18 protein-coding genes and 1 rRNA gene are annotated in these 21,023 nt (G+C 60.7%); 10 read left to right on the plus strand and 9 right to left on the minus strand.

The window, feature by feature from the left end; translation table 11 throughout:
- Positions 1 to 26 precede the first annotated feature (26 nt).
- The 3 genes from tsaD to CGS49_RS08195 all read right to left on the minus strand — a co-directional run bounded on the left by tsaD (position 27) and on the right by CGS49_RS08195 (position 3,920).
- A complete protein-coding gene (tsaD, locus tag CGS49_RS08185; RefSeq protein ID WP_097801362.1) occupies positions 27 to 1,034 on the minus strand; it encodes a tRNA (adenosine(37)-N6)-threonylcarbamoyltransferase complex transferase subunit TsaD in 1,008 nt (335 codons plus the stop codon).
- A gap of 1 nt (position 1,035) precedes the next feature.
- Positions 1,036 to 3,606 carry a DNA polymerase I gene (gene polA / locus CGS49_RS08190; protein WP_097801363.1) on the minus strand — a complete coding sequence of 857 codons (2,571 nt, stop codon included), beginning with the start codon at positions 3,604 to 3,606 and terminating at the stop codon, positions 1,036 to 1,038.
- A gap of 125 nt (positions 3,607 to 3,731) precedes the next feature.
- A complete protein-coding gene (locus CGS49_RS08195; RefSeq protein ID WP_097801364.1) occupies positions 3,732 to 3,920 on the minus strand; it encodes a ferredoxin in 189 nt (62 codons plus the stop codon).
- A gap of 115 nt (positions 3,921 to 4,035) precedes the next feature.
- Here CGS49_RS08195 and CGS49_RS08200 point away from each other — a divergent pair, with 115 nt between their 5' ends.
- Both CGS49_RS08200 and CGS49_RS08205 read left to right on the plus strand, forming a co-directional pair.
- Positions 4,036 to 4,377: an arsenate reductase family protein gene (locus tag CGS49_RS08200; protein ID WP_097801365.1), complete on the plus strand. Its 342-nt coding sequence runs from the start codon at positions 4,036 to 4,038 to the stop codon at positions 4,375 to 4,377.
- Positions 4,378 to 4,488: 111 nt separating this feature from the next.
- Entirely contained in the window at positions 4,489 to 5,406 is a 918-nt protein-coding gene (locus CGS49_RS08205; protein ID WP_097801366.1) for an Ice-structuring protein, read from the plus strand.
- Positions 5,407 to 5,463: 57 nt separating this feature from the next.
- Here the strand turns inward: CGS49_RS08205 and CGS49_RS08210 are convergent, their stop codons facing one another.
- The 6 genes from CGS49_RS08210 to CGS49_RS08235 form a co-directional block, all read right to left on the minus strand.
- Positions 5,464 to 6,465: a glycosyltransferase family 2 protein gene (locus CGS49_RS08210; protein ID WP_097801367.1), complete on the minus strand. Its 1,002-nt coding sequence runs from the start codon at positions 6,463 to 6,465 to the stop codon at positions 5,464 to 5,466.
- A 104-nt stretch (positions 6,466 to 6,569) separates the two neighbouring features.
- Positions 6,570 to 7,127: a DUF4358 domain-containing protein gene (locus tag CGS49_RS08215; RefSeq protein ID WP_097801368.1), complete on the minus strand. Its 558-nt coding sequence runs from the start codon at positions 7,125 to 7,127 to the stop codon at positions 6,570 to 6,572.
- A 151-nt stretch (positions 7,128 to 7,278) separates the two neighbouring features.
- A complete protein-coding gene (locus tag CGS49_RS08220; RefSeq protein WP_005945452.1) occupies positions 7,279 to 7,719 on the minus strand; it encodes an Lrp/AsnC family transcriptional regulator in 441 nt (146 codons plus the stop codon).
- A 723-nt stretch (positions 7,720 to 8,442) separates the two neighbouring features.
- Positions 8,443 to 9,843: an MATE family efflux transporter gene (locus CGS49_RS08225; protein WP_097801369.1), complete on the minus strand. Its 1,401-nt coding sequence runs from the start codon at positions 9,841 to 9,843 to the stop codon at positions 8,443 to 8,445.
- A gap of 172 nt (positions 9,844 to 10,015) precedes the next feature.
- Entirely contained in the window at positions 10,016 to 11,281 is a 1,266-nt protein-coding gene (hflX, locus tag CGS49_RS08230; protein ID WP_097801370.1) for a GTPase HflX, read from the minus strand.
- Positions 11,278 to 11,883 (minus strand): GNAT family N-acetyltransferase, encoded by a 606-nt coding sequence (locus CGS49_RS08235; protein ID WP_097801371.1) that lies wholly within the window; start codon positions 11,881 to 11,883, stop codon positions 11,278 to 11,280. The genes hflX and CGS49_RS08235 overlap by 4 nt, the downstream gene beginning before the upstream one ends.
- Before the next feature lie 151 nt (positions 11,884 to 12,034).
- Between CGS49_RS08235 and CGS49_RS08240 the strand changes: the two genes are divergently transcribed.
- The 8 genes from CGS49_RS08240 to CGS49_RS08275 all read left to right on the plus strand — a co-directional run.
- On the plus strand, positions 12,035 to 13,828 hold the full coding sequence (locus CGS49_RS08240; protein WP_097801372.1) for a bifunctional homocysteine S-methyltransferase/methylenetetrahydrofolate reductase: 1,794 nt from the start codon (positions 12,035 to 12,037) through the stop codon (positions 13,826 to 13,828).
- 608 nt (positions 13,829 to 14,436) lie between these two features.
- Positions 14,437 to 17,142, plus strand: a complete 2,706-nt coding sequence (locus tag CGS49_RS08245) for a valine--tRNA ligase (protein WP_097801373.1) — start codon at positions 14,437 to 14,439, stop codon at positions 17,140 to 17,142.
- Between the two features lie 2 nt (positions 17,143 to 17,144).
- Positions 17,145 to 17,651, plus strand: a complete 507-nt coding sequence (locus CGS49_RS08250; RefSeq protein WP_242975415.1) for a VanZ family protein — start codon at positions 17,145 to 17,147, stop codon at positions 17,649 to 17,651.
- A 3-nt stretch (positions 17,652 to 17,654) separates the two neighbouring features.
- Complete coding sequence (locus CGS49_RS08255; RefSeq protein WP_097801375.1) at positions 17,655 to 18,920, plus strand: folylpolyglutamate synthase/dihydrofolate synthase family protein; 1,266 nt, start codon at positions 17,655 to 17,657, stop codon at positions 18,918 to 18,920.
- Between the two features lie 101 nt (positions 18,921 to 19,021).
- Positions 19,022 to 19,339: an STAS domain-containing protein gene (locus CGS49_RS08260; protein ID WP_097801376.1), complete on the plus strand. Its 318-nt coding sequence runs from the start codon at positions 19,022 to 19,024 to the stop codon at positions 19,337 to 19,339.
- A gap of 3 nt (positions 19,340 to 19,342) precedes the next feature.
- Positions 19,343 to 19,783 carry an anti-sigma F factor gene (gene spoIIAB / locus CGS49_RS08265; protein ID WP_097801377.1) on the plus strand — a complete coding sequence of 147 codons (441 nt, stop codon included), beginning with the start codon at positions 19,343 to 19,345 and terminating at the stop codon, positions 19,781 to 19,783.
- A 20-nt stretch (positions 19,784 to 19,803) separates the two neighbouring features.
- Positions 19,804 to 20,478 carry a sigma-70 family RNA polymerase sigma factor gene (locus CGS49_RS08270; RefSeq protein ID WP_097801378.1) on the plus strand — a complete coding sequence of 225 codons (675 nt, stop codon included), beginning with the start codon at positions 19,804 to 19,806 and terminating at the stop codon, positions 20,476 to 20,478.
- Positions 20,479 to 20,917: 439 nt separating this feature from the next.
- A 16S ribosomal RNA gene (locus tag CGS49_RS08275) occupies positions 20,918 to 21,023 on the plus strand; the annotation flags it as partial.

A 21,023-nucleotide genomic window follows, 5' to 3' on the forward strand; every position in this document is an offset into this window, starting at 1 on the left:
CCGGAAAGGCAGGTCTTTTTTGCTGCTTATTCGTAGTCGATGGGCAAAGTGGGCAGGCCGTTCAGCTCAAGGCCCGCCGTGTGGCCCGCAATGTACTGATAATACCCCTGCGCCGCGATCATGGCACCGTTGTCGCCGCAGAACTTCAGCTCTGGCAGATAGACCTTGGCACCCAATTTCTGGGCACCGTCGTTCACCAGCTGGCGCAGGCGGCCGTTGGCGGCCACACCACCTGCCAGACACACCTGCTTTGCCCCGGTATCGGCAGCAGCCAGCAGCAGCTTTTCGGCCAGGATGCCTGCAATGCGCTCCTGAAAGCTGGCCGCAAGGTCCGGCACGTTGACTTCCTCGCCCTTCATTTGGGCCTTGTTCACCTCGTTGAGCACGGCGGTCTTCAGGCCGGAAAAGCTCACGTTGTATTTGCCCTCCACATGGGGCACCGGCAGGCGGTAGGCCTTGGGGTCGCCGGTCTTGGCGGCGTTGGCCACGCTGGGGCCGCCGGGGTAAGGCAGGCCCAGCGTGCGGGCCACTTTGTCAAAGGCTTCGCCTGCGGCATCGTCCACCGTGTGGCCGAGGATGTGGTAGTGGGTGTAGCCCTGCACTTCCACGATGTGGCTGTGGCCGCCGGATGCCACCAGGCAGAGGAAGGGCGGTTTCAGTTCCGGGTGGGTCAGATACAGCGCAGCGATGTGGCCCCGCAGGTGGTGCACCGGCACCAGCGGCTTATTGGCCGAGTAGGCCAGGCCCTTGGCAAAGTTTACGCCCACCAGCACTGCGCCGATGAGGCCCGGCGCAAAGGTGACGGCCACGGCGTCCACATCGTCGATGGTCTTGCCTGCATCCAGCAGGGCTTTTTTCACCGTGGCACTGATGAACTCGCAGTGGCGGCGGCTGGCGATCTCCGGCACGACGCCGCCGTACAGCGCCTGTTCTTTCACGCTGGTGGAGATGACGTTGCTCAGCAGGTGCCGGCCGTCCTCCACCAGAGCTGCGGCGGTCTCGTCGCAGGTGGATTCAATTCCTAGAATGATCATTTTAATGGGCCTCCAGCCAGTTTTTGCCTGTGTGCACATCGGTGCTCAGCGGCACGGCGTAGTGCACGCAGCCTTCCATTTCCTCCCGCAGGATCTGCGCGGCCTTCTCGGCCTCGGCCTCCGGGGCCTCTACGATCAGCTCATCGTGGACGGTGAGGATCAGGCGGCTCTCCATCTTTTCGTCCCGCAGGCGCTTCCACACCCGCACCATGGCCAGTTTGATCACGTCGGCGGCGGTGCCCTGAATGGGGGTGTTGCGGGCCATGCGCTCGCCGCTGGCGCGGATGTTGTGGCTGTTGCTGTTCAGCTCCGGCAGGGCCCGGCGGCGGCCGAACAGGGTGGAGACGTAGCCGTTGGCCCGGGCGTCGGCGATGGTCTTGTCCATATAGCTGCTCACGCTGGGGAAGGCGGCCAGATAGTTCTTCAGGAAGGCGTCGGCCTCCTTCACGGTCACGCCGATGTCCTTCGAAAGGCTGTAGGCACCCTTGCCGTACATGATGCCAAAGTTGATGGCCTTGGCACCGGAGCGTACCCGGGGCGTCACCTCGCCCTGGGGGATGCCGTAAATTCTGGCGGCGGTGCTGCGGTGGATGTCCTGACCGCTGCGGAAGGCCTGCTGCATGTGCTCGTCGCCGGTGACGTGGGCCAGGATGCGCAGCTCGATCTGGCTGTAGTCGGCGTCCACCAGCACGCAGCCCGGCTTTGCGATGAAGTAGGCGCGCAGCTGGCTGCCCAGCTCGGTGCGGATGGGGATGTTCTGCAGGTTGGGGTTATCGGAGGAAAGACGTCCGGTGCGGGCCTCGGTCTGATTGAAGGTGGTGTGGATGCGGCCATCCTCGCCGATGACCTTGAGCAGGCCCTCCACATAGGTGGAGTTCAGTTTCTGGTAGGCGCGGTACTGCAGGATGTCCTCCACCAGCGGGTAATCCCGCAGAGCTTCCAGCGTCTCTGCGTCGGTGGACCAGCCGCGCTGGGTCTTTTTGCCGTGGGGCAGGCCCATGGTGACAAAGAGCATCTCGCCCAGCTGCTTGGTGCTGTTGGGGTTGAAGCTGGCGCTGCCGGTCTCCATGTGGATGCGGGTGAGCACCTGTTCCAGCTCGCTGCGCAGCTTCACGCCGAACTGGTCGATGCCGTCGCGGTCCACCAGCATGCCGATGCGGGTCATGTCCGCCAGCACCTGTGCCAGCGGGAACTCGATCTCGTTGTAAAGGGGGTCCTCGCCGCAGGCGGTGATCTCGGCCTTCATCTTGGCGAACAGGTCCGCCAGACGGCCTGCGTCCGGGTAGTCTGTGCAGGTGAAGGCGGCAGCCGCCTTGTAGCTGGGCACCAGCTCACCCACCTGATACTTGGAAGCCGATGCGTCCAGCAGGTAGGCGGCCAGTTTGCCGTCCCACACGATGCTGCTGCCCCAGCCGCCGGCGGCCATGGCCTTGGCGTAAAGCGGCGCGGAGTTGAACACATCCAGCGTCACATCCGGGTCATCCAGCAGGCGCACGAGCTCTGCGTCTTCCAGCGGGTAAACGGTGGTGCCCTGCACGGCGTACCAGCTCTCGGGCTGCAGCACCACGTTGTGGACGCCCTGCTTGCCCATCACGGGGGGGCGGGACGCCACCAGATAATGCCCGGCAGGGGTCAGCGACAGCGGTGCGATCTCTGCCTCGGGCAGGTTCGCGGTCTCCTCCTCCAGATTGGCGGGCACGATGCCGCCCAGCCCGAAGCGCTGGATCAGGGAGTGGATCTCCAGCTCCTGCAGCATGCGCACGGCTTTGGGCTTGTTGCCCTCGCCGATGGCGTAGGCACCCTCGGCGGTGTCGATGGGCGCATCGGTGCGGATGGTGCCCAGGGTGTGGCTCAGCTGGGCCAGCTCGCGGCATTCCAGCAAATGTTCCCGCTGCTTAGGCTTGATGCGCTTGTCGTCGATGTGCTCATACACCCCTTCCAGCGAACCGAAGTTCTGCACGAGGGAGAGGGCGGTCTTTTCGCCGATGCCCCGCACGCCGGGGATGTTGTCGGAAGCATCGCCCATCAGGCTCTTGACCTCGATGAGCTGCTTGGGCTCGATGCCGTATTTTTCGCGGATGGCGTCCACATCCATGGTCACGGTCTTGCTGCGGCCCAGCGCTGTGGTGGCCAGCAGCACCGTGGTGGTGTCGCTCACCAGCTGCAGGCTGTCGCGGTCTCCCGTGGCAAGGAAGCAGTCGTCCTGCCGGGCCGCGCAGGCGGCGGCCAGCGTGCCCAGGATGTCGTCGGCCTCCCAGCCTTCGGCGGTGACGATGCGATAGCCCAGGTCCGTGAGGATCTCCTTCAGCACCGGCATCTGCTGGGCCAGCTCGTCCGGCATGCCGTGGCGGGTGGCCTTGTAGCCCTCGTACATCTTGTGGCGGAAGGTGGGGGCCTTCAGGTCAAAGGCCACAGCCACTTCGTCGGGCTGGGACTCCTTCAGCAGGGAGAGCATGATATTCAGAAAGCCGAAAATGGCGTTGGTATAACGGCCGTCCTTGGTGGTCAGCAGCTTGATGCCGAAAAAGGCGCGGTTGGCGATGCTGTTGCCGTCAATGACCAGTAAACGCATAGTCGTGTTCCTCCATTGCATTATTACACATCTTATAGTATAGCACAAAACGGCATCCAGCGGGGGATTTTTAAAGAAAAAACAAAAAAGCCTTCCTCCTGTGTGGGGGGAAGGCTCTCACAAAGTTACTCCTCGATGCGGATCGCGCTCACGGGGCAGGCGTTGGCGGCGTCCACTGCCTGGGGGACCTCCTCCGGCGGGATGGGGCCGGGCTCGGCCACAGCCAGAACGCCCTCCATGTGGAACACGGCGGGGCACAGTCCGGCGCACTGGGTGCAGCCGATGCACAGATCAGGGTCAACGTATGCGTTCATGGGGAAAACCTCCTTTTGATGATGCCTTGCAGGCAGTATGGCCCGCTTTGCCGCAAATTATGCCTAGGCAGCCGCCCGCTGCTGTGGTACAATAAAGATTCAGGAGGGCGATACCATGAATATTCAGATCTTCGGCACCACCAAGTGCTTTGACACCAAAAAGGCCCAGCGCTATTTCAAGGAGCGGGGCATCAAGTTCCAGATGATCGACCTGAAGGAAAAAGGCATGAGCCGCGGCGAGTTCGAGAACGTTTCCCGCGCGCTGGGCGGCTGGGAAAAGCTGGTGGACCCCAATGCCAAGGACAAGCAGACCCTGGCTTTGCTGGACGCGCTGGTGGACTGGCAGAAAGAGGATAAGCTCTTTGAGAACCAGCAGCTGTTCAAAACGCCCATCGTGCGCAACGGCCGCAAGGCCACCGTGGGTTACCAGCCGGACGTGTGGAAAACCTGGGAATAAACGGGTATTGCACGCACTTTCACAAAAAAACCACGGCCAATGTTTTGCACAACGCGGCAGTATGTGGTATACTGAGCTGTAAAGCATTGAACGCTGGGAGATAAAATAACTATGAAACATTATATTACCCCCGAAGAACACGCACGGCAGCAGCGCCGCCGGGGCCGTCAGGCGCTGGGGCTGCTGGTGGCTGTGCTGGTGCTCGTCGGTTTTGTCACGGTGCTGCGCGCCGGTGTGGGGCTGGTGGCGAACCTGTTCGACGACACTGCCCAGAAGCAGGAATACGAAGATAAGCTGGAAGGCCTCGTGCTGTTCGACCCCATGCCCTTTGACGGCATTGAGAACATTGACGACCTGACCCTGCGCGAGGCGGCCGTCTGGGGCTGCATCTACAGCATCCAGGAGACCCAGGGCGGCTTTGACAACTACAACACCGACCCCGACACCGAACAGCTGCTGCTGCCTTCGGTGGATGTGGATGCCTATCTGGCAAAGCTGCTGGGCCCGGGCTTCAAGCTCACCCACCGCAGCTTCGACATGGAGGATATGACCATCGAGTTCGATGAATCCACCCAGTGCTACAAGATCCCGGTCACCGGCACGGTGGGCTATTACCGCGCAACGGTCACCAGACTGTTCAAGCGCGGCGGCAAGCTGCACGTCACGGTGGGCTACATCCCCACCACCAGCACCGATGACAGCATCATCAACTCGTCTTCGGATACGCCCACCAAATATATGGACTATCTGTTCGAGCGCCAGAGCGGCAGCTGGTATCTCACCGGCCTGACCGAGAGCGATACCAAGCCCGAAAGCACCGATACGGCTTCGCTGGCAAGCCAGCCGGAGCCCATGGCCGAGAGCGACGTAAACGACGCCATCCTCGCCGCAGCCGGTTCGGATTCTGCCGACAGTGCCGCCGCGGACAGCACCGCCGCCGAGGACGCTGCGGACGCCCAGAGCCTGGACGAGAGCGCCGACAGCACCGAAGCGCAGGCGGACGACAGCGCCGCCAGCCCGGCTGCATAAAAAACAGCAAACGCAAAGCCCGGATGTGAGGAGTCTCACACCCGGGCTTTTTGTGCGTTATTTTAGGTCAAATTTCACGACCACCAGCCGGTACCACAGATACGGCACCATATTCCAGATCATCCACAGCTCCATCAGAATGTAGTTTGGCAGGTCTTTCAGTCGGAAGGGCCGTTTGCCCAGCTGGCCGTTTTTCAGCAGGGCAAAGGCTTCGTGCATGCCCTTGTCCCACGCCTCGCCAAAGCCCTGCCTGTGGAACTTGTAGCACTTGAGCAGGTAGCCCACCGCCAGCGGGATGAAGTTGAGGAGCAGCATCAGCAGCGGTTCGTTTTTGAGTGGCAGCAGGATGCTGTTGCGGCCGCTCTGCTGGCTCTTGAAGGCGTTGTAGCGCACCGCGCCGGTGCTGGCACCGCAGATGTGGTAGCACTTGGCGGTGGGGCAGATGATATTTTTGTAGCCCGCGTTGTTGGCGCGCCAGCTCAGGTCCACATCCTCAAAGTAGGCGAAGAAGTTCTCGTCAAAATTGCCGATCTCGTCCAGAATGCTCTTGCGGTAGAGGGCCGCACCGCCGCAGGCCGAGAAGATGCGCTTTTGCTTTGTGTAGCGGCTGGCCCGGCGGCCGTCGCCGGTCTTGCAGGCAAAGCCCATCCAGGTGACGTAGTCGCCCGCATCGTCGGCCAGCTCCCGGTCAAAGTGGCGGATCATCAAACTCTGCACCGCGAAGATCTTGGGGTCCGACTCGGCGGCGCGGATGAGCTCGGCCAGCCACTGGGGCTCGGCAAAGGCGTCGTTGTTGAACAGCACCACATATTCGCTGTCAGCCAGGGCGATGCCCTGGTTCACCGCGTGGGAAAAGCCGGTGTTGGTGCCGTTTTCGATGAGGGTGAAGTTCTCACGGCTGCAGTAGCTGCGGGCCTGCTCCAGGCTTTCATCGGTGGAGCCGTTGTCCACCACGATGAGTCGGAAGCTCTGCTCGGTCTGGGCGTAGACCGACTCGATGGAATCCTTCAGCCAGCCCTTGCCGTTGATGTTCGGGATAACGATCGTCGCTTTAACCATAAATACTCCTGTATCTTTGTGCACGTTCACGCAGACAGTATAGCATATCTGCACGCAAAAAGAAACCGCATCCCGGCGGGACGCGGCTTCCATACAGCAAAAAATCAGGCAGCGAGGGCTTTTTCGATGTTGGCCAGCAGGGTGTCGTGGTCCTCGGCACAGACAAGGACCACTTCGCCGGTGGAGGCGACCGTCACGGTGGCGGCCTTGGCGATCTGATACTGGTCCTCAAGGTAGTGCTCCATGGACTGCTGCTCGCTGGCCACATAGGCTTCCAGCGCGGCCTTCACGGCGTCGGTCTTGCCCTCGGCAGGCTTCACGATGGCCACGGCGTAGCTGCGCACCATCATGGAGGAGACAGAGGCGGCAAGGTCGGTGTACATGTCGTCTTCCAGGTTCAGCAGGGGCAGGATCATGTTCTTCACCTCGTCGTCCAGCTGGTCGGCGTCGTACTCGGCGCTGTAGCCGTCGATGGCGGTGAACTTGCCGTCCTCACCTTTGGTGAAGATCATGTCGTATTCGTTCTCCTCGTCGCTGCGGGCGTCGTGGAGGATCTGGGAGTAGTCCTTCGGGGTGGTGCTGTCGGCCTTGCTGCCGGCAGAGCAGCCCACGAGTGCCAGCAGGCACAGGCCGGCAAGCAGGGAAGCAATGATACGTTTCATAAATGAAGTCCTTTCGTGTGTGAAAATCTTCGTGTGAAAGCGGGCGCAGCGGTTTTGAAGCTATTGTGTGCTGTTTTGCGCCTGCTATCCATAATACGAAAGAACACCCCGGCAGAATTGCACCGCAAACGTAACCATTTTATGAACAGCGTTACAGCATAAGGGCATCCAGCTCGCCGTGGTTCACCGGCGTGGAAAGGATGATCTGGGTGCTGGTGGTGCCCAGCTTCTGGAACTGCAGGATCAGGTGTTCCAGCTGGGGCATGCTGCCGCAGCTCACCTTGACAAGGAAGGTGTATGCACCCGTGACGTGGTAGCACTGCAGCACTTCCTTGCTGCTCTGCAGCAGCTCCAGAAAGGCATCCTGCTTGGAGGGAGCCACCGAAAGACTGATGAGGGCATCCACATACATGCGGTCGGCGGGGCGGTTGAGGGTGACGGTGTAGCCGCTGATGATGCCGTCGGTCTCCAGCTTGTGGATGCGGCTGGAAACGGCGGGGCTGGTGAGCGACACCTGCTCGGCGATCTCCTTCACCGGCATCCGGGCGTTTTTGGCCAGAAGGGAGAGAATCTTGCGATCCAGATCGTCCATGGGAATTCTCCTTTGAAAATATGTTGGAATGTATAAAATTTTTTGAAAGTAAAGTTTTATTGTTGTGGCAAAAGCACAAAGGACAGAAAAGGTCGGTCGGATTTGGCTTTGTGTTAATTATATAAAGTTTTGCCGGAAAAGTAAAGACTTAATTTAAAGCAAAAACGGAAAAATTTGTTTGACAAGAAAAGAAAAAGGCGTATAATACATCATGCAAGGCAGCGCCAAACCAAAAGCGCCTGCCCCCTTAAAAATTGAGATTCACCACTTTATATACTTTCCCACCCCTCTATACACAAAAACCCGCTGCCAGGCGGGTTTTTGTGTTTGTTGGGGATTTTTTGAAGAATGATGCACCTGCGGCATGATGTCTGCTGACGCAGATGATGTTTGCGTTGCAAAATGATGTGCGCTGCGGCACATGGGGAACGGCTGTGCGGATGCTCCCACAGGGAGTCGGCGCAGTCAGGTGCTGTTACTATCTACGACCCCTTCCCGGTGAAAACGAAACCCAGAAACGCCCGCAGGCGTTTCTGGGTTTCAAATTAAAAATAATTTTCCGCTAAACATGGCCAGAGTGCAACAGCGACGACCGCTGCCTGTGGCAGAAACAGGGAGGAACTGTTGGGGCAGCGGCCTGCAAGATGCGAGTGCCGCTCCAAGGCACGAAGCAGACGCAGGGTGCCGCAACCCGTAGGCGGAGGCCATTCTGAATGCTCTCAATTATTCCGGAATGGAATCGACCCTGCTTTTCTTCACCCGGCGGAACATCACCAGTGCAATGCACAGCGTGACCATTTCGCCGACGGCCAGCGGCACCCAGACGATGCGCACGTTCCCAGCCCCGGTCACCATCCGGCTCAGCAGCCACACCGGCGGCAGAACAAAGAGCACCTGACGGCACAGCGAGATCACCAGCGATTCGATGCCGCATTCCAATGCCTGAAACACGCCCTGAAAGGCAATGCACAGCCCGGCAAACACAAAGCCCAGCGAGACGATGCGCATACAGTCGATGCACATGGGCAGGGTCGTCTCGGACAGCGAGAACAGCCCGGCCAGCGGGGCGGCGAACAGCTCCACGCTGAGACAGCCTGCCAGCATCAGGATCGAGGTGTAGATCAGGCCCCAGCGGATGCCGTCCTTCACGCGCTGACGGTTCTGTGCGCCGTAGTTGAAGGAGACGATGGGCGTGATGGCGTCGCGCACGCCAAAAGCCGCGAAGATGATGAGCTGCTGGATCTTATAGTACAGGCCATAGACGGTGACGGCGTTCTGGCCCACCTGCGGGATGCCGCCGAGGATGAGGTTGAGCGAGTAGGTCATGACGGTGAGCAGTGCCTGCGAGATGATGGCGGGCAGGCCGATGGCGTAAATGCCCAGAATGGTGCGGCGGTCGGGTTTGAAATAGCAGAAGTTGTTTTTGATTTCGACGTTTAAGTGCAGATGGAATGCAAGGCCCAGCCCCATGCTGACCAGCTGGCCGACGACGGTAGCCCATGCGGCACCGCGTACGCCCAGCTCCGGCAGGCCGCACCAGCCGTAGATCAAAAACGGGTCCAGAATGATGTTCACCACAGCACCGGCGATCTGTGCAATGGTGGAATACAGCGAGCGGCCCGTGGCCTGCAGCACTTTTTCGTACACCGAGAACAGCACGATGCCGAAGGGGATGCCGCAGCAGATGTGCAGATAATCAATGGCCATGTCCAGCACTTCCGGGCTGATGCTGCCGCCTGCGCTCTGCGAGTACACATAGGGCCGCACGCCCAGCAGGCTGAACAGCATGAACACAGCAGAGAGGATGATGGCCAGCATCTGCGCATTGCCGACGGTGCGGTTTGCGCTTTCCCGGTCACCCAGCCCCAGCAGCTTTGCCAGCAGGGCATTCGTGCCCACGCCGGTGCCGATGGACACGGCCACCATGAACAGCTGTACCGGGAAGGCAAGGCTCAGGGCGGTGAGGGCATCCTCGCCGCCGGTGGTCATGCGGGCAAGATAGGCGCTGTCCACCACGTTGTAGGCAGCCTGCAGAATCATGGATAGCACGATGGGCAGGCCGATGCGGAACATCAGTGGTGCAATGGGCTGCACCGCCATTTTATTTTGCGAACTGGTTTGCATAAAAGCATTTCCTCCTTTGTTTTTTGGGCAAAAAAGAAAACGAGCGGCAGCAACTGGATTTACGCAGTTACTGCCACTCGTTAGGACTTTATTCTATCAGAAACAGCACCAAAAATGCAAAGGCGTTTTTGTACAAATCGCGCACGGCTTTTTTGCAAAATCTTGTTCAGGTTCAGACCAGATATCCTTCAAAGCAATGCAGGTCTTCGGTTTTTACGATGCCCTCCAGGTACAGGCCGTCCTCCCGGTACTCCTCCACCTGCACGCTGCCGCGCTCCCGCATGGGGGCGGCAAGACCCAGCTTATCGTAGGGCAGCAGCACCCGCAGGGTGTGCACTCGGTCACTGAGCACTTCGTCCAGCTTTGCCAGCAGCTTGTCCAGGCCGTAGCCGGTCTTGGCGCTGGTGAGCAGGATGTCCGGGTCGAAGCTCATGCTGTTGGATTTGTCGCACTTGTTGTACACGGTCAGGCGGGGGATGTCGGCGCAGTCCAGGCCGTCCAGCACTTCGTCGGTGACGGCCAGCTGTTCTTCGCGCTGCTCGTCGCCCGCATCGGCCACACGGACGATGACGTCCGACCATGCGGCTTCTTCCAACGTGGATTTGAACGCTTCCACGAGATTGTGCGGCAGGCGGGAGACAAACCCGACCGTGTCCACCAGCAGCACGGCCATGCCGCTGGGCAGCACCAGCTTGCGGCTGGTGGGGTCCAGCGTGGCGAACAGCATGTCTGCTTCGGCCACACTGGGGCCGCACAGGGCGTTCATCAGGCTGGATTTGCCCACATTGGTGTAGCCCACAAGGCTGACCACCGGCATGCCGGTCTTGGCACGGGCCTTGCGGCTCTCGCCCCGGCGCTTTTCCATCTCGGCCAGCTTTTCGGCCAGCGCGTCGATGCGGGCGTGCACATGGCGGCGGTCCAGCTCCAGCTTGGTCTCACCGGCACCACGGCGTGCACCACCGCCGCCGCCACCACCACCGCCCTGACGGCTGAGCGCCTCGCCCATGCCCTGCAGGCGTGGCAGGCGGTAGCGCAGCAGGGCCAGCTCGGTCTGCAGCTTGCCTTCGTTGGTAACAGCACGGCTGCGGAAAATTTCCAGAATGAGCATGGTGCGGTCGATGACCTCCAGCCCGCCCAGTGCGTTCGAAATGTTGCGGATCTGGCTGCCGGTCAGCTCGCCGTCAAACACGGCGCACTCGGCACCCAAGGTCTCAGCAGCAAGGGATGCTTCTTCCAGCTTGCCGCTGCCCAGCACGATGCCGGTCTCCGGGGTCTGGCGCTTCTGGGTCACCTGCGCCACGGCCTCCATGTGGTTGGCTTCGCACAGGGCAGAAAGCTCTGCCAGGCTGCGGTCACAATCCCACAGGCCCTGATCCAGTGCCAGCAGGATGACCTTCGTCGGGGGTGTTTCCACCAAAATATCGTAAAGTTCGCTCAAAATAAGTCCTTTCTTTGATAATGCGCTCTTGTTAATAGATAACTTTTGCACTCCACCGGGGTGCCGTCGAATTTGTGGTCCACCGAGTCGTGGTCGTACACAAACCCAGCCTTTTCCATCACCCAGCCACTGGCGGGGTTCGCTTTGGCGTGGCAGCAGGTGAGGAAGGGAGCGTCCGTTTGGGTGAACCAGTAGTCCGCCACGGCCCGCAGCGCTTCGGTGGCAAAGCCTTTGTTCCACCACGCCCGTCCGAGACAGTAGCCTGCTTCCCACACGCCGTCTGCGCAGTCCAGCTGCGGCCAGAGCGCTTTCTGTGCCGGGTCACCCAGCAGGGTGTTGAAGATGCTGATGCTGCCGAACACCTGCCCGCTGCTTTTCTCCACAATGGCCCACTGGTAGTAGTCCGGGTTCGGGTAGAGGGTGGCCCAGGCGGCCAGCAGGCCCACCGTTTCCAGCTCGTTTTTGTGGGGTTCCCACCGCAGCCAGCGGGTCACCTCCGGGTCGGATGCCCAGTTCTGGTACATCTGCCCGGCATCTTCCGGCAGCAGGCGGCGCAGCAAAAGCCGTTTCGTTTCCAGCTCCTGTGTCCCTACATGGCGCATGGCGCACACCTCCCCAATTTATAAAGTATGCATAGGATAGCACAAATTTGGCGTTCCTGCAAGCGCAGCGGCGAAAAAATGCTTGACCGGACCGCTTTTGTGCATTACACTTAAAACCGACTACTTTTCTAGGGAAAAAGGAGACCCCACCATGAAGGATGTGCGCGAAATTCTGAAAAAACGCCCGCTGCTGTTCGACGGCGGCATGGGCACCTATTATAAAGCTGCGCCCGGTCAGGAGTGCGAGCAGGCGAACCTGCTGGACCCGGAGGGCATTCAGGCTGTGCACCGCGCCTATCTGGCGGCGGGTGCGGATGCCGTCAAAACCAACACCTTCGGCCTGCCCCGCATGGCGGCGGCACAGAACCCGGTGTGGGAAGCGTTGGCCGACGAGGGCTGGAAGCTGGCGGTGCAGGCTGCCGCCGAGACCGGCGCGGCGGTGTTTGCCGACATCGGTCCGGCCCCGGACACCGAAGCCCAGCCTGCTGCACAGCTGTACATCGCGCTGGCGGACCGGTTCGCCGCGCTGGGCGCGAAGAACTTCCTGTTTGAAACTCTCAGCACCGACACCGGCGTGACTGAAGCAGCACAGCACATCAAAAAAACGGTGCCGGACGCCTTCATTCTGGTGTCCTTTGCGGTGCTGCCGGACGGCTACACCCGCGAGGGCCGCCACTGCGCGGAGCTTGTGCGCCGTATGACTGAAAGCGGCGTGGTGGATGCCGTGGGACTGAACTGCGTGTCTGCTCCGGGTGCCATGCGCGCGCTGGTGCAGCGGCTGGGCGGGACGAAGCTGCCGCTTTCGGTCATGCCCAATGCAGGCTACCCGGTGGTCACCCGCACCCGGGTGCAGTACCAGGGCAGGCCGGAATATTTTGCCCGGGAGCTGGCCCGCATCGCGGCCGAATGCAGCGGCGTGCGCATTCTGGGCGGCTGCTGCGGCACGACGCCGGAGCACATCGTGGCTTTGCGGGGGGCGCTGGACGCCCTGCCGGACGCCCTGCCCGCTGCCCCGGCGGCAGAAATCTCCACCCCTGCGAAGCCGGAAGTGGAAAAAGACGACGCCTTCCTGCGCAAGCTGAACGCAGGGAAAAAGGTCATTGCCATTGAGCTGGACAGTCCCAAGGATGCCGACTTGACCGGCTATCTGGATGGTGCCCGCCGCCTGCAGGCCGCCGGGGCGGAACTTTTGACCATTGCGGACTGCCCCATTGCCCGGGCGCGGATGGATTCTTCGCTGGTGGCCTGCCGGGTGCACCGGGAGCTGGGGCTGAACGTGCTGCCCCACATGACCTGCCGCGACCGCAACCTGAACGCCACCAAGGCCCTGCTGCTGGGCCTGTACGCCGAGGGCGTGCGGGAGGTGCTGGCCATCACCGGCGACCCCATCCCCACCGCCGAGCGCGACGAGGTGAAGAACGTGTACCAGTTCAACTCCCGCAAGCTGGCGCAGTACATCGTCTCGTTGGCCGGGGAGGGCAGGGAGATGCCCAGCCCCATGACGGTGTTCGGCGCACTGAACCTGAACGCCCGCAACTTTGATGTAGAGCTGCGCCGCGCTGTGGAAAAGATGGAAAACGGCATGAGCGGCTTCCTCACCCAGCCGGTGCTGTCGGCGCAGGCAGTGGAGAACCTGAAAAAGGCCCGGGAGACGCTGGGCGAAAAAGCCAAACTGCTGGCGGGCATCATGCCGGTGGTGAGCCAGCGCAACGCCATCTTTATGGAAAACGAGATCAACGGCATCCATGTGGAACAGGCCATCATTGACCGCTTTGCCGGGCTGGACCGTGCCCAGGGCGAAGAACTGGGGCTGGAAGTTTCGGTGCAGGCGGCACTTGCGGCCGCCCCCTATGCCGACGGCTTCTACCTGATGACCCCCTTCAACCGTGTGGCCCTGATGGAGCGGCTCATTGCACGGCTGAAGGAAGAAGTAATCGCAGATTAAAATGGCCGACGCCTACGGGTTGCGGCACCCTGCGTCTGCTTCGTGCCTTGGAGCGGCACTCGCATCTTGCAGGCCGCTGCCCCAACAGTTCCTCCCTGTTTCTGCCACAGGCAGCGGTCGTCGCTGTTGCACTCTGGCCATCTTTAGCGGAAAAATAGTTTTGTTATAGAGCAAATCCGGCAGACTGCGGTCTGCCGGATTTGCGTTTTTCACGAATGGGGCCGAAACCACAGGACGCAGCAGAACAAATTCTGATATAGAAAAAAGTAATTGACAAACCGCACAAAAAACGCTATATTCTTTTTATAAATGCGTTGAAAAAGAGTGCGCGCTGTTTTTGCCGTTCAGAGAGCCGGGTACTTTGCTGTGAGCCCGGTACGGCCCGGCAGTGTGCTGTCACTTTGGAGCAGGAGCGGTGAGCCGGGAGCCGGTGAGCCGCTCTCGGAACTGCCCCACGTTACTGGGGCATCAAGGGGCGCAGAATGTTCTGCGCAATTTGGGTGGTACCGCGGTATGTAAATTTACACAGCCGTCCCATGGAACGTTCCGTGGGGCGGCTTTTTTTTTTTTTTTCGTCCCACTCATCAATTTTTATTGGGAGGATACCTATGAAAGAACTCGCAAAGCAGTACGATCCCAGCCAGGTGGAAGACCGCATCTACCAGTTCTGGCTGGACGGCGGCTACTTCCACACGAAGGCCGACCCCGACAAGAAACCCTACACCATCGTCATGCCGCCTCCGAACGTCACCGGTCAGCTGCACATGGGCCATGCGGTGGATAACACCATGCAGGATATCCTGATCCGCACCAAGCGGATGCAGGGCTATGCCGCCCTGTGGGTGCCCGGCACCGACCACGCTTCCATTGCCACCGAGGCCAAGGTCGTGGAGGCCATGCGTGCCGAGGGCCTGACCAAGGAGATGGTGGGCCGCGACGGCTTTTTGGAGCGCGCCTGGGCATGGAAGACCAAGTATGGCAACCGCATCGTCAGCCAGCTGAAAAAGCTGGGCAGCAGCTGCGACTGGGACCGCGAGCGCTTCACCATGGATGAGGGCTGCTCGGAAGCCGTGAAGGAAGTGTTCGTGCGCCTGTACGACAAGGGCCTGATCTACCGCGGCAACCGTATGGTCAACTGGTGCCCCCACTGCAACACCTCCATTTCTGACGCCGAGGTGGAGTACGAGGAGAAGGACGGCAATTTCTGGCATCTGCTGTACCCGGTCAAGGAGACCGGTGAGATGCTGGAGCTGGCTACCACCCGTCCTGAGACCATGCTGGGCGATACTGCTGTTGCTATCAACGGCGACGACCCCCGCTATGCCCACCTGCACGGCTGCCATGTGGTGCTGCCCCTGCTGAACAAGGAGATTCCCATCGTCTGCGATGAGCACGCCGATATGACCAAGGGCACCGGTGTCGTGAAGATCACCCCCGCCCACGACCCCAACGACTTTGAGGTGGGGCTGCGCCATAACCTGCCCATCGTGCGCGTGTTCACCTACGACGGCCACATGACCGGCGCTGCCGACAAGGCTGCCGCCGATGCCCTGTTTGCCGCCGGCAAGAACACCGTCAACGAGCCCGAGGTACTGGACTGCGGCAAGTACGCCGGCATGACCACGCTGGAAGCCCGCAAGGCCATTCTGGCAGACCTGAAGGAGGGCGGCTTCCTGAAGGAGATCGAGCCCCTCAAGCATGAGGTGGGCACCTGCTACCGCTGCCACTCCACCATCGAGCCCATGGTGTCCAAGCAGTGGTTCGTCAAGATGGAGCCGCTGGCAAAGCCCGCCATCGAGAGCGTGGAAAAGGGCGAGATCAAGTTCGTGCCTGAGCGATTCACCAAGAACTATATGAACTGGATGAAGAACACCCGCGACTGGTGCATCAGCCGTCAGCTGTGGTGGGGCCATCAGATCCCGGCCTGGTACTGCGACGACTGCGGCGAGACCGTGGTGGCAAAGTCTGCTCCCTGCGCCTGCCCCAAGTGCGGCGGCGCAAAGCTGACCCAGGACCCCGACACGCTGGATACCTGGTTCTCCTCCGCCCTGTGGCCCTTCAGCACGCTGGGCTGGCCCAATGAGGACAGCGAGGACCTGAAGTATTTCTACCCCACCAACACCCTCGTCACCGGCTACGACATCATCGGCTTCTGGGTCAGCCGCATGATCTTCTCGGGCCTTGCCTACACCGGCAAGGCACCCTTCAGCACTGTCTGCATCCACGGTATCGTGCGCGACAGTCAGGGCCGCAAGATGTCCAAGAGTCTGGGCAACGGCATCGACCCGCTGGAAGTCATTGCCCAGTACGGTGCAGATGCCCTGCGCTTTATGCTGGTGGATGGCTCCACCCCGGGCAACGACATGCGCTACAGCGAGAAGAAGGTGGAAGCTGCCCGCAACTTTGCAAACAAGCTGTGGAACGCCACCCGCTTCGTGCTGATGAACCTGCCCGAGGACTTCGAGCCGGGCCTGCCCAGCGAGGACAAGCTGGACATGAGCGACAAGTGGGTGCTGACCAAGCTGAACCAGGTGGCCGGTGCCATGACCGACAACCTCGACCACTACGAGATGGGTCTGGCTGCCGCCAAGATCAACAGCTTCATCTGGGATGTCTACTGCGACTGGTTCATCGAGATCGCAAAGCCCCGCCTGAACTCCGGCGACGCCGAGCAGGCCGACACCGCCCGCCGCGTGCTGGTGTATGTGCTGGATAAGGCCCTCAAGCTGCTGCATCCCTTCATGCCCTTCATCACCGAGGAACTCTACCAGGCTCTGCCCGGCTCTGCCGAGACCATCATGACCCAGGCCTGGCCCACTGTCGATGAAGCCCACAACTGGGCCGACGAGGAGGAAGCCTTCGAGAAGGTGATGGACTACATCAAGGCTGTGCGTACCATGCGCACCGAGATGAACGTCCACCCCGCCAAGAAGACCAGCATGATCATCGAGACTGCCGATGCCGCCCCCTTCCGGAACGCACAGGTCTATCTGGCAAAGTTCGCCTTCGCCACCGATGTGACCTTCACCGCCAAGTACGAGGGCAGCACCGACGGCATGGTGCAGGTGTCCACCCACGCCGCACGCGGCTTCATCCCCATGATGGAGCTCATCGACCGTGACAAGGAGCTGGCCCGCCTAAACAAGGAAAAGGCCAAGGCCGAGAAGGAACAGGCCATGTTCGCAAACCAGCTCAACAACCCCAAGTTCGTGGAGCGTGCCCCGGCGGCCCTCGTGGAAGACATCCGCAATAAGTACGCCAAGAGCCAGGATAAGCTGGCCAACATCGAGCAGAGCATCAAGGCCCTGGGCTGATCGTGGACGAGAGAACGCAGAACGAACGGCTGTCCCCGTGGGTCATCGTAGGGCGGGTGGTCTTCACCCTTGCCCTCGCGGGGTGCATCTGGTTCATCTTTTCCAATTCCATGGCGGTGGCGCAGGTGTCCAGCGCTTCCAGCGGCCGGGTGCTCACTCTGCTGCAGGGAGCACTGCGCCGTCTGGGCCACCCGGCCCTCGCGCAGCGCCTGACCCAGCATGTCGTGCGCAAGATGGCGCACTTCTGCGAATATATGCTGGAAGGCTTTCTGCTCATGCTGTGTATGCGGGTCTACAGCCGCCATCCGCTGCGCCACATCACCGTGCCCATGCTGGGCGGCGTGCTCACGGCCCTGACCGACGAGACCATCCAGCTCTATTCCCCCGGGCGCAGCAGCCAGGTCACCGATGTGTGGCTGGATTCCGTCGGTGTGCTGGCGGGCATTCTGGCTGCACTGGTGCTCATGGCGCTGTGCAGGCTGCTGTTTCATCATCGTGATAAGGAGTAACCAATGACCATCGAACAGGCAAATCAGTATTTCGCCGCCCTGCCGGACGGCTTTGCCTCCACCGAACAGTTGCGCGCCGCGCTGACTGCGCCGGTGGGCAAAGTTGCATTCGTGGGTGTGGCGGGCACGGCGGGCAAGACCGTGGTGGCCCGCCTGCTGGCGGCTGTCCTGCATGCGCAGGGCATCCACGCCGGTCTGTACCACGCGGGCTGTGAGCCGCTGGCAAAGCGCATCCGTATCGACGACGCCCCGGTGGACGAAGGTCTGCTGGCCTTGACTGCCGACGCCCTTGCCGCCGCCGAGCCGCTCCCACAGGAAGCGGCAGAGCTGGCCGCAGCGGCCAACTGCTTCGGTGCGGCGGGCTGCCAGCTTGCCGTGGTGGAACTGCCGGACGCGGGCCTTGCGGAAGCACTGCCCAACATGCCGGTGTGTGCCGTCACGGCGGTGGGCCCGGACGGCGTGAGCCGCTCGGTGGAACGCCTGGCCGCGCTGGCAGGCGGCGTCATGCGCAAAGGCAGCATCTGCGTCACCGCGCCGGAGCAGCCCAAGGCCGTGCTCAGTGAGCTGATTGTGGCGGCCGGCAAGTGTGACTGTGAGCTGGTGGTGCCGGACCCGGAGGATATCACCTTCCTGGAAGCGGAAAAGTTTGCCAGTAAGGTGGACTACGGCGGCTACACCGTGCCGCTGGCCTTTTTGGGCCGCCACGCGGCGGGCAATGCCGCCATGGCTGTGGAACTGGCACTGGCCCTTTGCCGCAAAGGTTTCGACATCACCGATGATGCCATTCTGGAAGGTCTGGCAGCGGTGGAAAACCGCACCAGCATCCGGGTGGTATCCCAGCGCCCGCTGGTCATTCTGGACGCCTGCCGCACCCCGCAGCAGGCCGCCGCGCTGCTGCGCGTGCTCAACATGGCCAAGGTGCGCCACATGAGCGCCATCATCGGTCTGGCCGAGGAGGAGGGCGCAGAGGCCTTCTTCTCGGCGCTGGAGACCGGCTTGACGCCCGAGGAACAGAAAAAGGATAAATCCACCATGCCCGGCATGAGTGAGAACCCCTTCGATAAGGTGTATCTCGTCACGCCTGAGGGCACCGAGGAAGCACTGACCCGCCGCCTGACCGAGAAGGCAAAGTATCATTTTGATGCTGAGCTGTGCGGCAGCCTAGCTGAGGCCGTGAAGCTGGCCCATGCCAACACCCGCCGCGGCCTGCTGGTCTGCGGCAGCGAGGCGGCAGCCCTGGCAGCCGCTGCCCTGCTGGAAAACAGCTGAGCGACACGCTTTTCTAAAAAATAACGCGAAGGACCCGTACACTGGAACTATGTGTACGGGTCCTTTTTATTTTTACAACGCACAAAGGAGATGGACAAACCATGGCAACGGTGAGCTTCAGCCCGGCGGGCGAGAGCCTTTATGCCTTTCTGGCCGGTGAGATCGACCACGACGCGGCCCAGAGCCTGCGCATCCAGCTGGACGATGCGCTGGTCAGCCGCAGCCCGCAGACGCTGATCCTGGATTTCGGCGGGGTAGGCTTTATGGATTCGTCCGGCATCGGGCTGATTCTGGGCCGTCAGCGCATCGCCTGCACGGTGGGCGCGGCCCTGCGCATCCAGCACGCACCGGCGCAGCTGGGCCGGGTGCTGCAGCTGGCGGGCATTTCCTGCACCGACGCAGGACAGAAGGAGGAGTGAACCATGAAAGCGGAAAATACCACCAAGATCCAGTTTGATTCCCTCAGTGTGAACGAGAGCTATGCCCGGGGCGCGGCAGCGGCCTTTCTGGCCCGGTACGACCCCACCGTGCCCCAGCTGGCGGACCTCAAGACCGCGGTGTCGGAAGCCGTTACCAACTGCATCGTCCACGCCTACCCGGACCGCATCGGCACCGTGACCATGACCATTGCGGTCTATCCCGGCCGCGAGGTGCACATCACGGTGACGGATAAGGGCATTGGCATCCCCAATGTGGAGCAGGCCATGCAGCCGCTGTTCACCACCGGCAACCCGGAGGAGCGCTCGGGCCTGGGCTTTGCGGTGATGCAGAGCTTTATGGATAAGGTCAGGGTCACTTCCAAGCCGGGCAAGGGCACCAAGGTGCTGCTGGTCAAACGCCTGACCCAGCGGGAGGGTACATAAAAGGAAAGGCGGTCAGAAGCATGGTATCGGATAAGACCCGGCGGGAAAGCTTTATTGAACAGAATCTGGGGCTGGTGCATTCCTGCGCCGGGCGGTTCCGGGGCAGGGGCATTGAGTACGACGACCTCTACAGCGCAGGCTGCATGGGGCTTGTTAAGGCCTGTGATAATTTTGACACATCACGCGGCGTCTGCTTTTCCACCTATGCAGTGCCGGTGATCCTGGGCGAGATCAAAAAGCTGTTCCGAGACGGCGGCACCGTCAAGGTGAGTCGCTCTTTGAAGGAGCTGGGGATGCGGGTGCAGGCGGCACGGGAGCATCATATGAAGATATGCGGCGCAGAGCCGACCCTTTCGCAGCTGGCAGAAGAACTGGATGAACCGGTAGAAAACATCACGCTGGCAGTCCAGGCGGCGCAGCCTGCAGTGAGCCTGACGCCGGAGAACGGTGAAGACGGTGACCGGCAGCTGGACATCCCGGTGGAATCGCCCGAAGAAGCATTGGCAGATAAGATCAGCCTGGCGGAAGTGATCGAAGCGCTGCCGGAACAGGATAAGCAGCTGATCCGGCTGCGCTTCTATGGGAACAAGACCCAGAGCGAAACGGCAAAGCTCCTGCACACGACGCAGGTGCAGATCTCCCGGCGGGAGCGAAAGATCTTATCGCAGCTCCGGCGGCAGCTTCTGGGAGATTAGACGTCATACTTTCCAGATTCAAAAGAAAAAACTGGGCAAAAAGTCAAAAGACGGATTTCGTTGAAAAAATATAAAGAAAAGGCTTGCTTTTTGTCGGGTGCCGTGCTAAAATACATTACTGTCAGGCGGACATCCGACAGAATGAAACACTTCGAAACGGACGCCCTAACGTGAAGAATCGATGAGCTTCGACGAGAAGCTCAAAAATAATTCCAAAAAGTGCTTGACAAGTTATCGCGAAAGTGATAAAATAAACAAGCTGTCAGCCGCAAGGCTGAGGCGCACAGGACCTTGAAAATTGAACAATATCGAAAAACTTGTAAGGAACCTTTATGTGTTTGGAAAAACACTTAAAACAATTCCAAAAGTAATTCACACAGGACGCAAGCGATTGCGTGCTGAGCGAACAAGATTTAACACTTTTAAGTGATAAATATCATTTATAAAGAGTTTGATCCTGGCTCAGGACGAACGCTGGCGGCGCGCCTAACACATGCAAGTCGAACGAGCGAGAGAGAGCTTGCTTTCTCGAGCGAGTGGCGAAC

It is taken from the genome of Faecalibacterium langellae (assembly GCF_002549775.1).
GTDB classification, from domain to species: domain Bacteria; phylum Bacillota; class Clostridia; order Oscillospirales; family Ruminococcaceae; genus Faecalibacterium; species Faecalibacterium langellae.

Excerpts from the sequence above, each read along its gene's own strand:
- tsaD (WP_097801362.1), bottom strand. The coding sequence starts at position 1,034 with ATGATCATTCTAGGAATTGAATCCACCTGCGACGAGACCGCCGCAGCT.
- polA (WP_097801363.1), bottom strand. The coding sequence starts at position 3,606 with ATGCGTTTACTGGTCATTGACGGCAACAGCATCGCCAACCGCGCCTTT.
- CGS49_RS08195 (WP_097801364.1), bottom strand. The coding sequence starts at position 3,920 with ATGAACGCATACGTTGACCCTGATCTGTGCATCGGCTGCACCCAGTGC.
- CGS49_RS08200 (WP_097801365.1), top strand. The coding sequence starts at position 4,036 with ATGAATATTCAGATCTTCGGCACCACCAAGTGCTTTGACACCAAAAAG.
- CGS49_RS08205 (WP_097801366.1), top strand. The coding sequence starts at position 4,489 with ATGAAACATTATATTACCCCCGAAGAACACGCACGGCAGCAGCGCCGC.
- CGS49_RS08210 (WP_097801367.1), bottom strand. The coding sequence starts at position 6,465 with ATGGTTAAAGCGACGATCGTTATCCCGAACATCAACGGCAAGGGCTGG.
- CGS49_RS08215 (WP_097801368.1), bottom strand. The coding sequence starts at position 7,127 with ATGAAACGTATCATTGCTTCCCTGCTTGCCGGCCTGTGCCTGCTGGCA.
- CGS49_RS08220 (WP_005945452.1), bottom strand. The coding sequence starts at position 7,719 with ATGGACGATCTGGATCGCAAGATTCTCTCCCTTCTGGCCAAAAACGCC.
- CGS49_RS08225 (WP_097801369.1), bottom strand. The coding sequence starts at position 9,843 with ATGCAAACCAGTTCGCAAAATAAAATGGCGGTGCAGCCCATTGCACCA.
- CGS49_RS08235 (WP_097801371.1), bottom strand. The coding sequence starts at position 11,883 with ATGCGCCATGTAGGGACACAGGAGCTGGAAACGAAACGGCTTTTGCTG.
- CGS49_RS08240 (WP_097801372.1), top strand. The coding sequence starts at position 12,035 with ATGAAGGATGTGCGCGAAATTCTGAAAAAACGCCCGCTGCTGTTCGAC.
- CGS49_RS08245 (WP_097801373.1), top strand. The coding sequence starts at position 14,437 with ATGAAAGAACTCGCAAAGCAGTACGATCCCAGCCAGGTGGAAGACCGC.
- CGS49_RS08255 (WP_097801375.1), top strand. The coding sequence starts at position 17,655 with ATGACCATCGAACAGGCAAATCAGTATTTCGCCGCCCTGCCGGACGGC.
- CGS49_RS08260 (WP_097801376.1), top strand. The coding sequence starts at position 19,022 with ATGGCAACGGTGAGCTTCAGCCCGGCGGGCGAGAGCCTTTATGCCTTT.
- spoIIAB (WP_097801377.1), top strand. The coding sequence starts at position 19,343 with ATGAAAGCGGAAAATACCACCAAGATCCAGTTTGATTCCCTCAGTGTG.
- CGS49_RS08270 (WP_097801378.1), top strand. The coding sequence starts at position 19,804 with ATGGTATCGGATAAGACCCGGCGGGAAAGCTTTATTGAACAGAATCTG.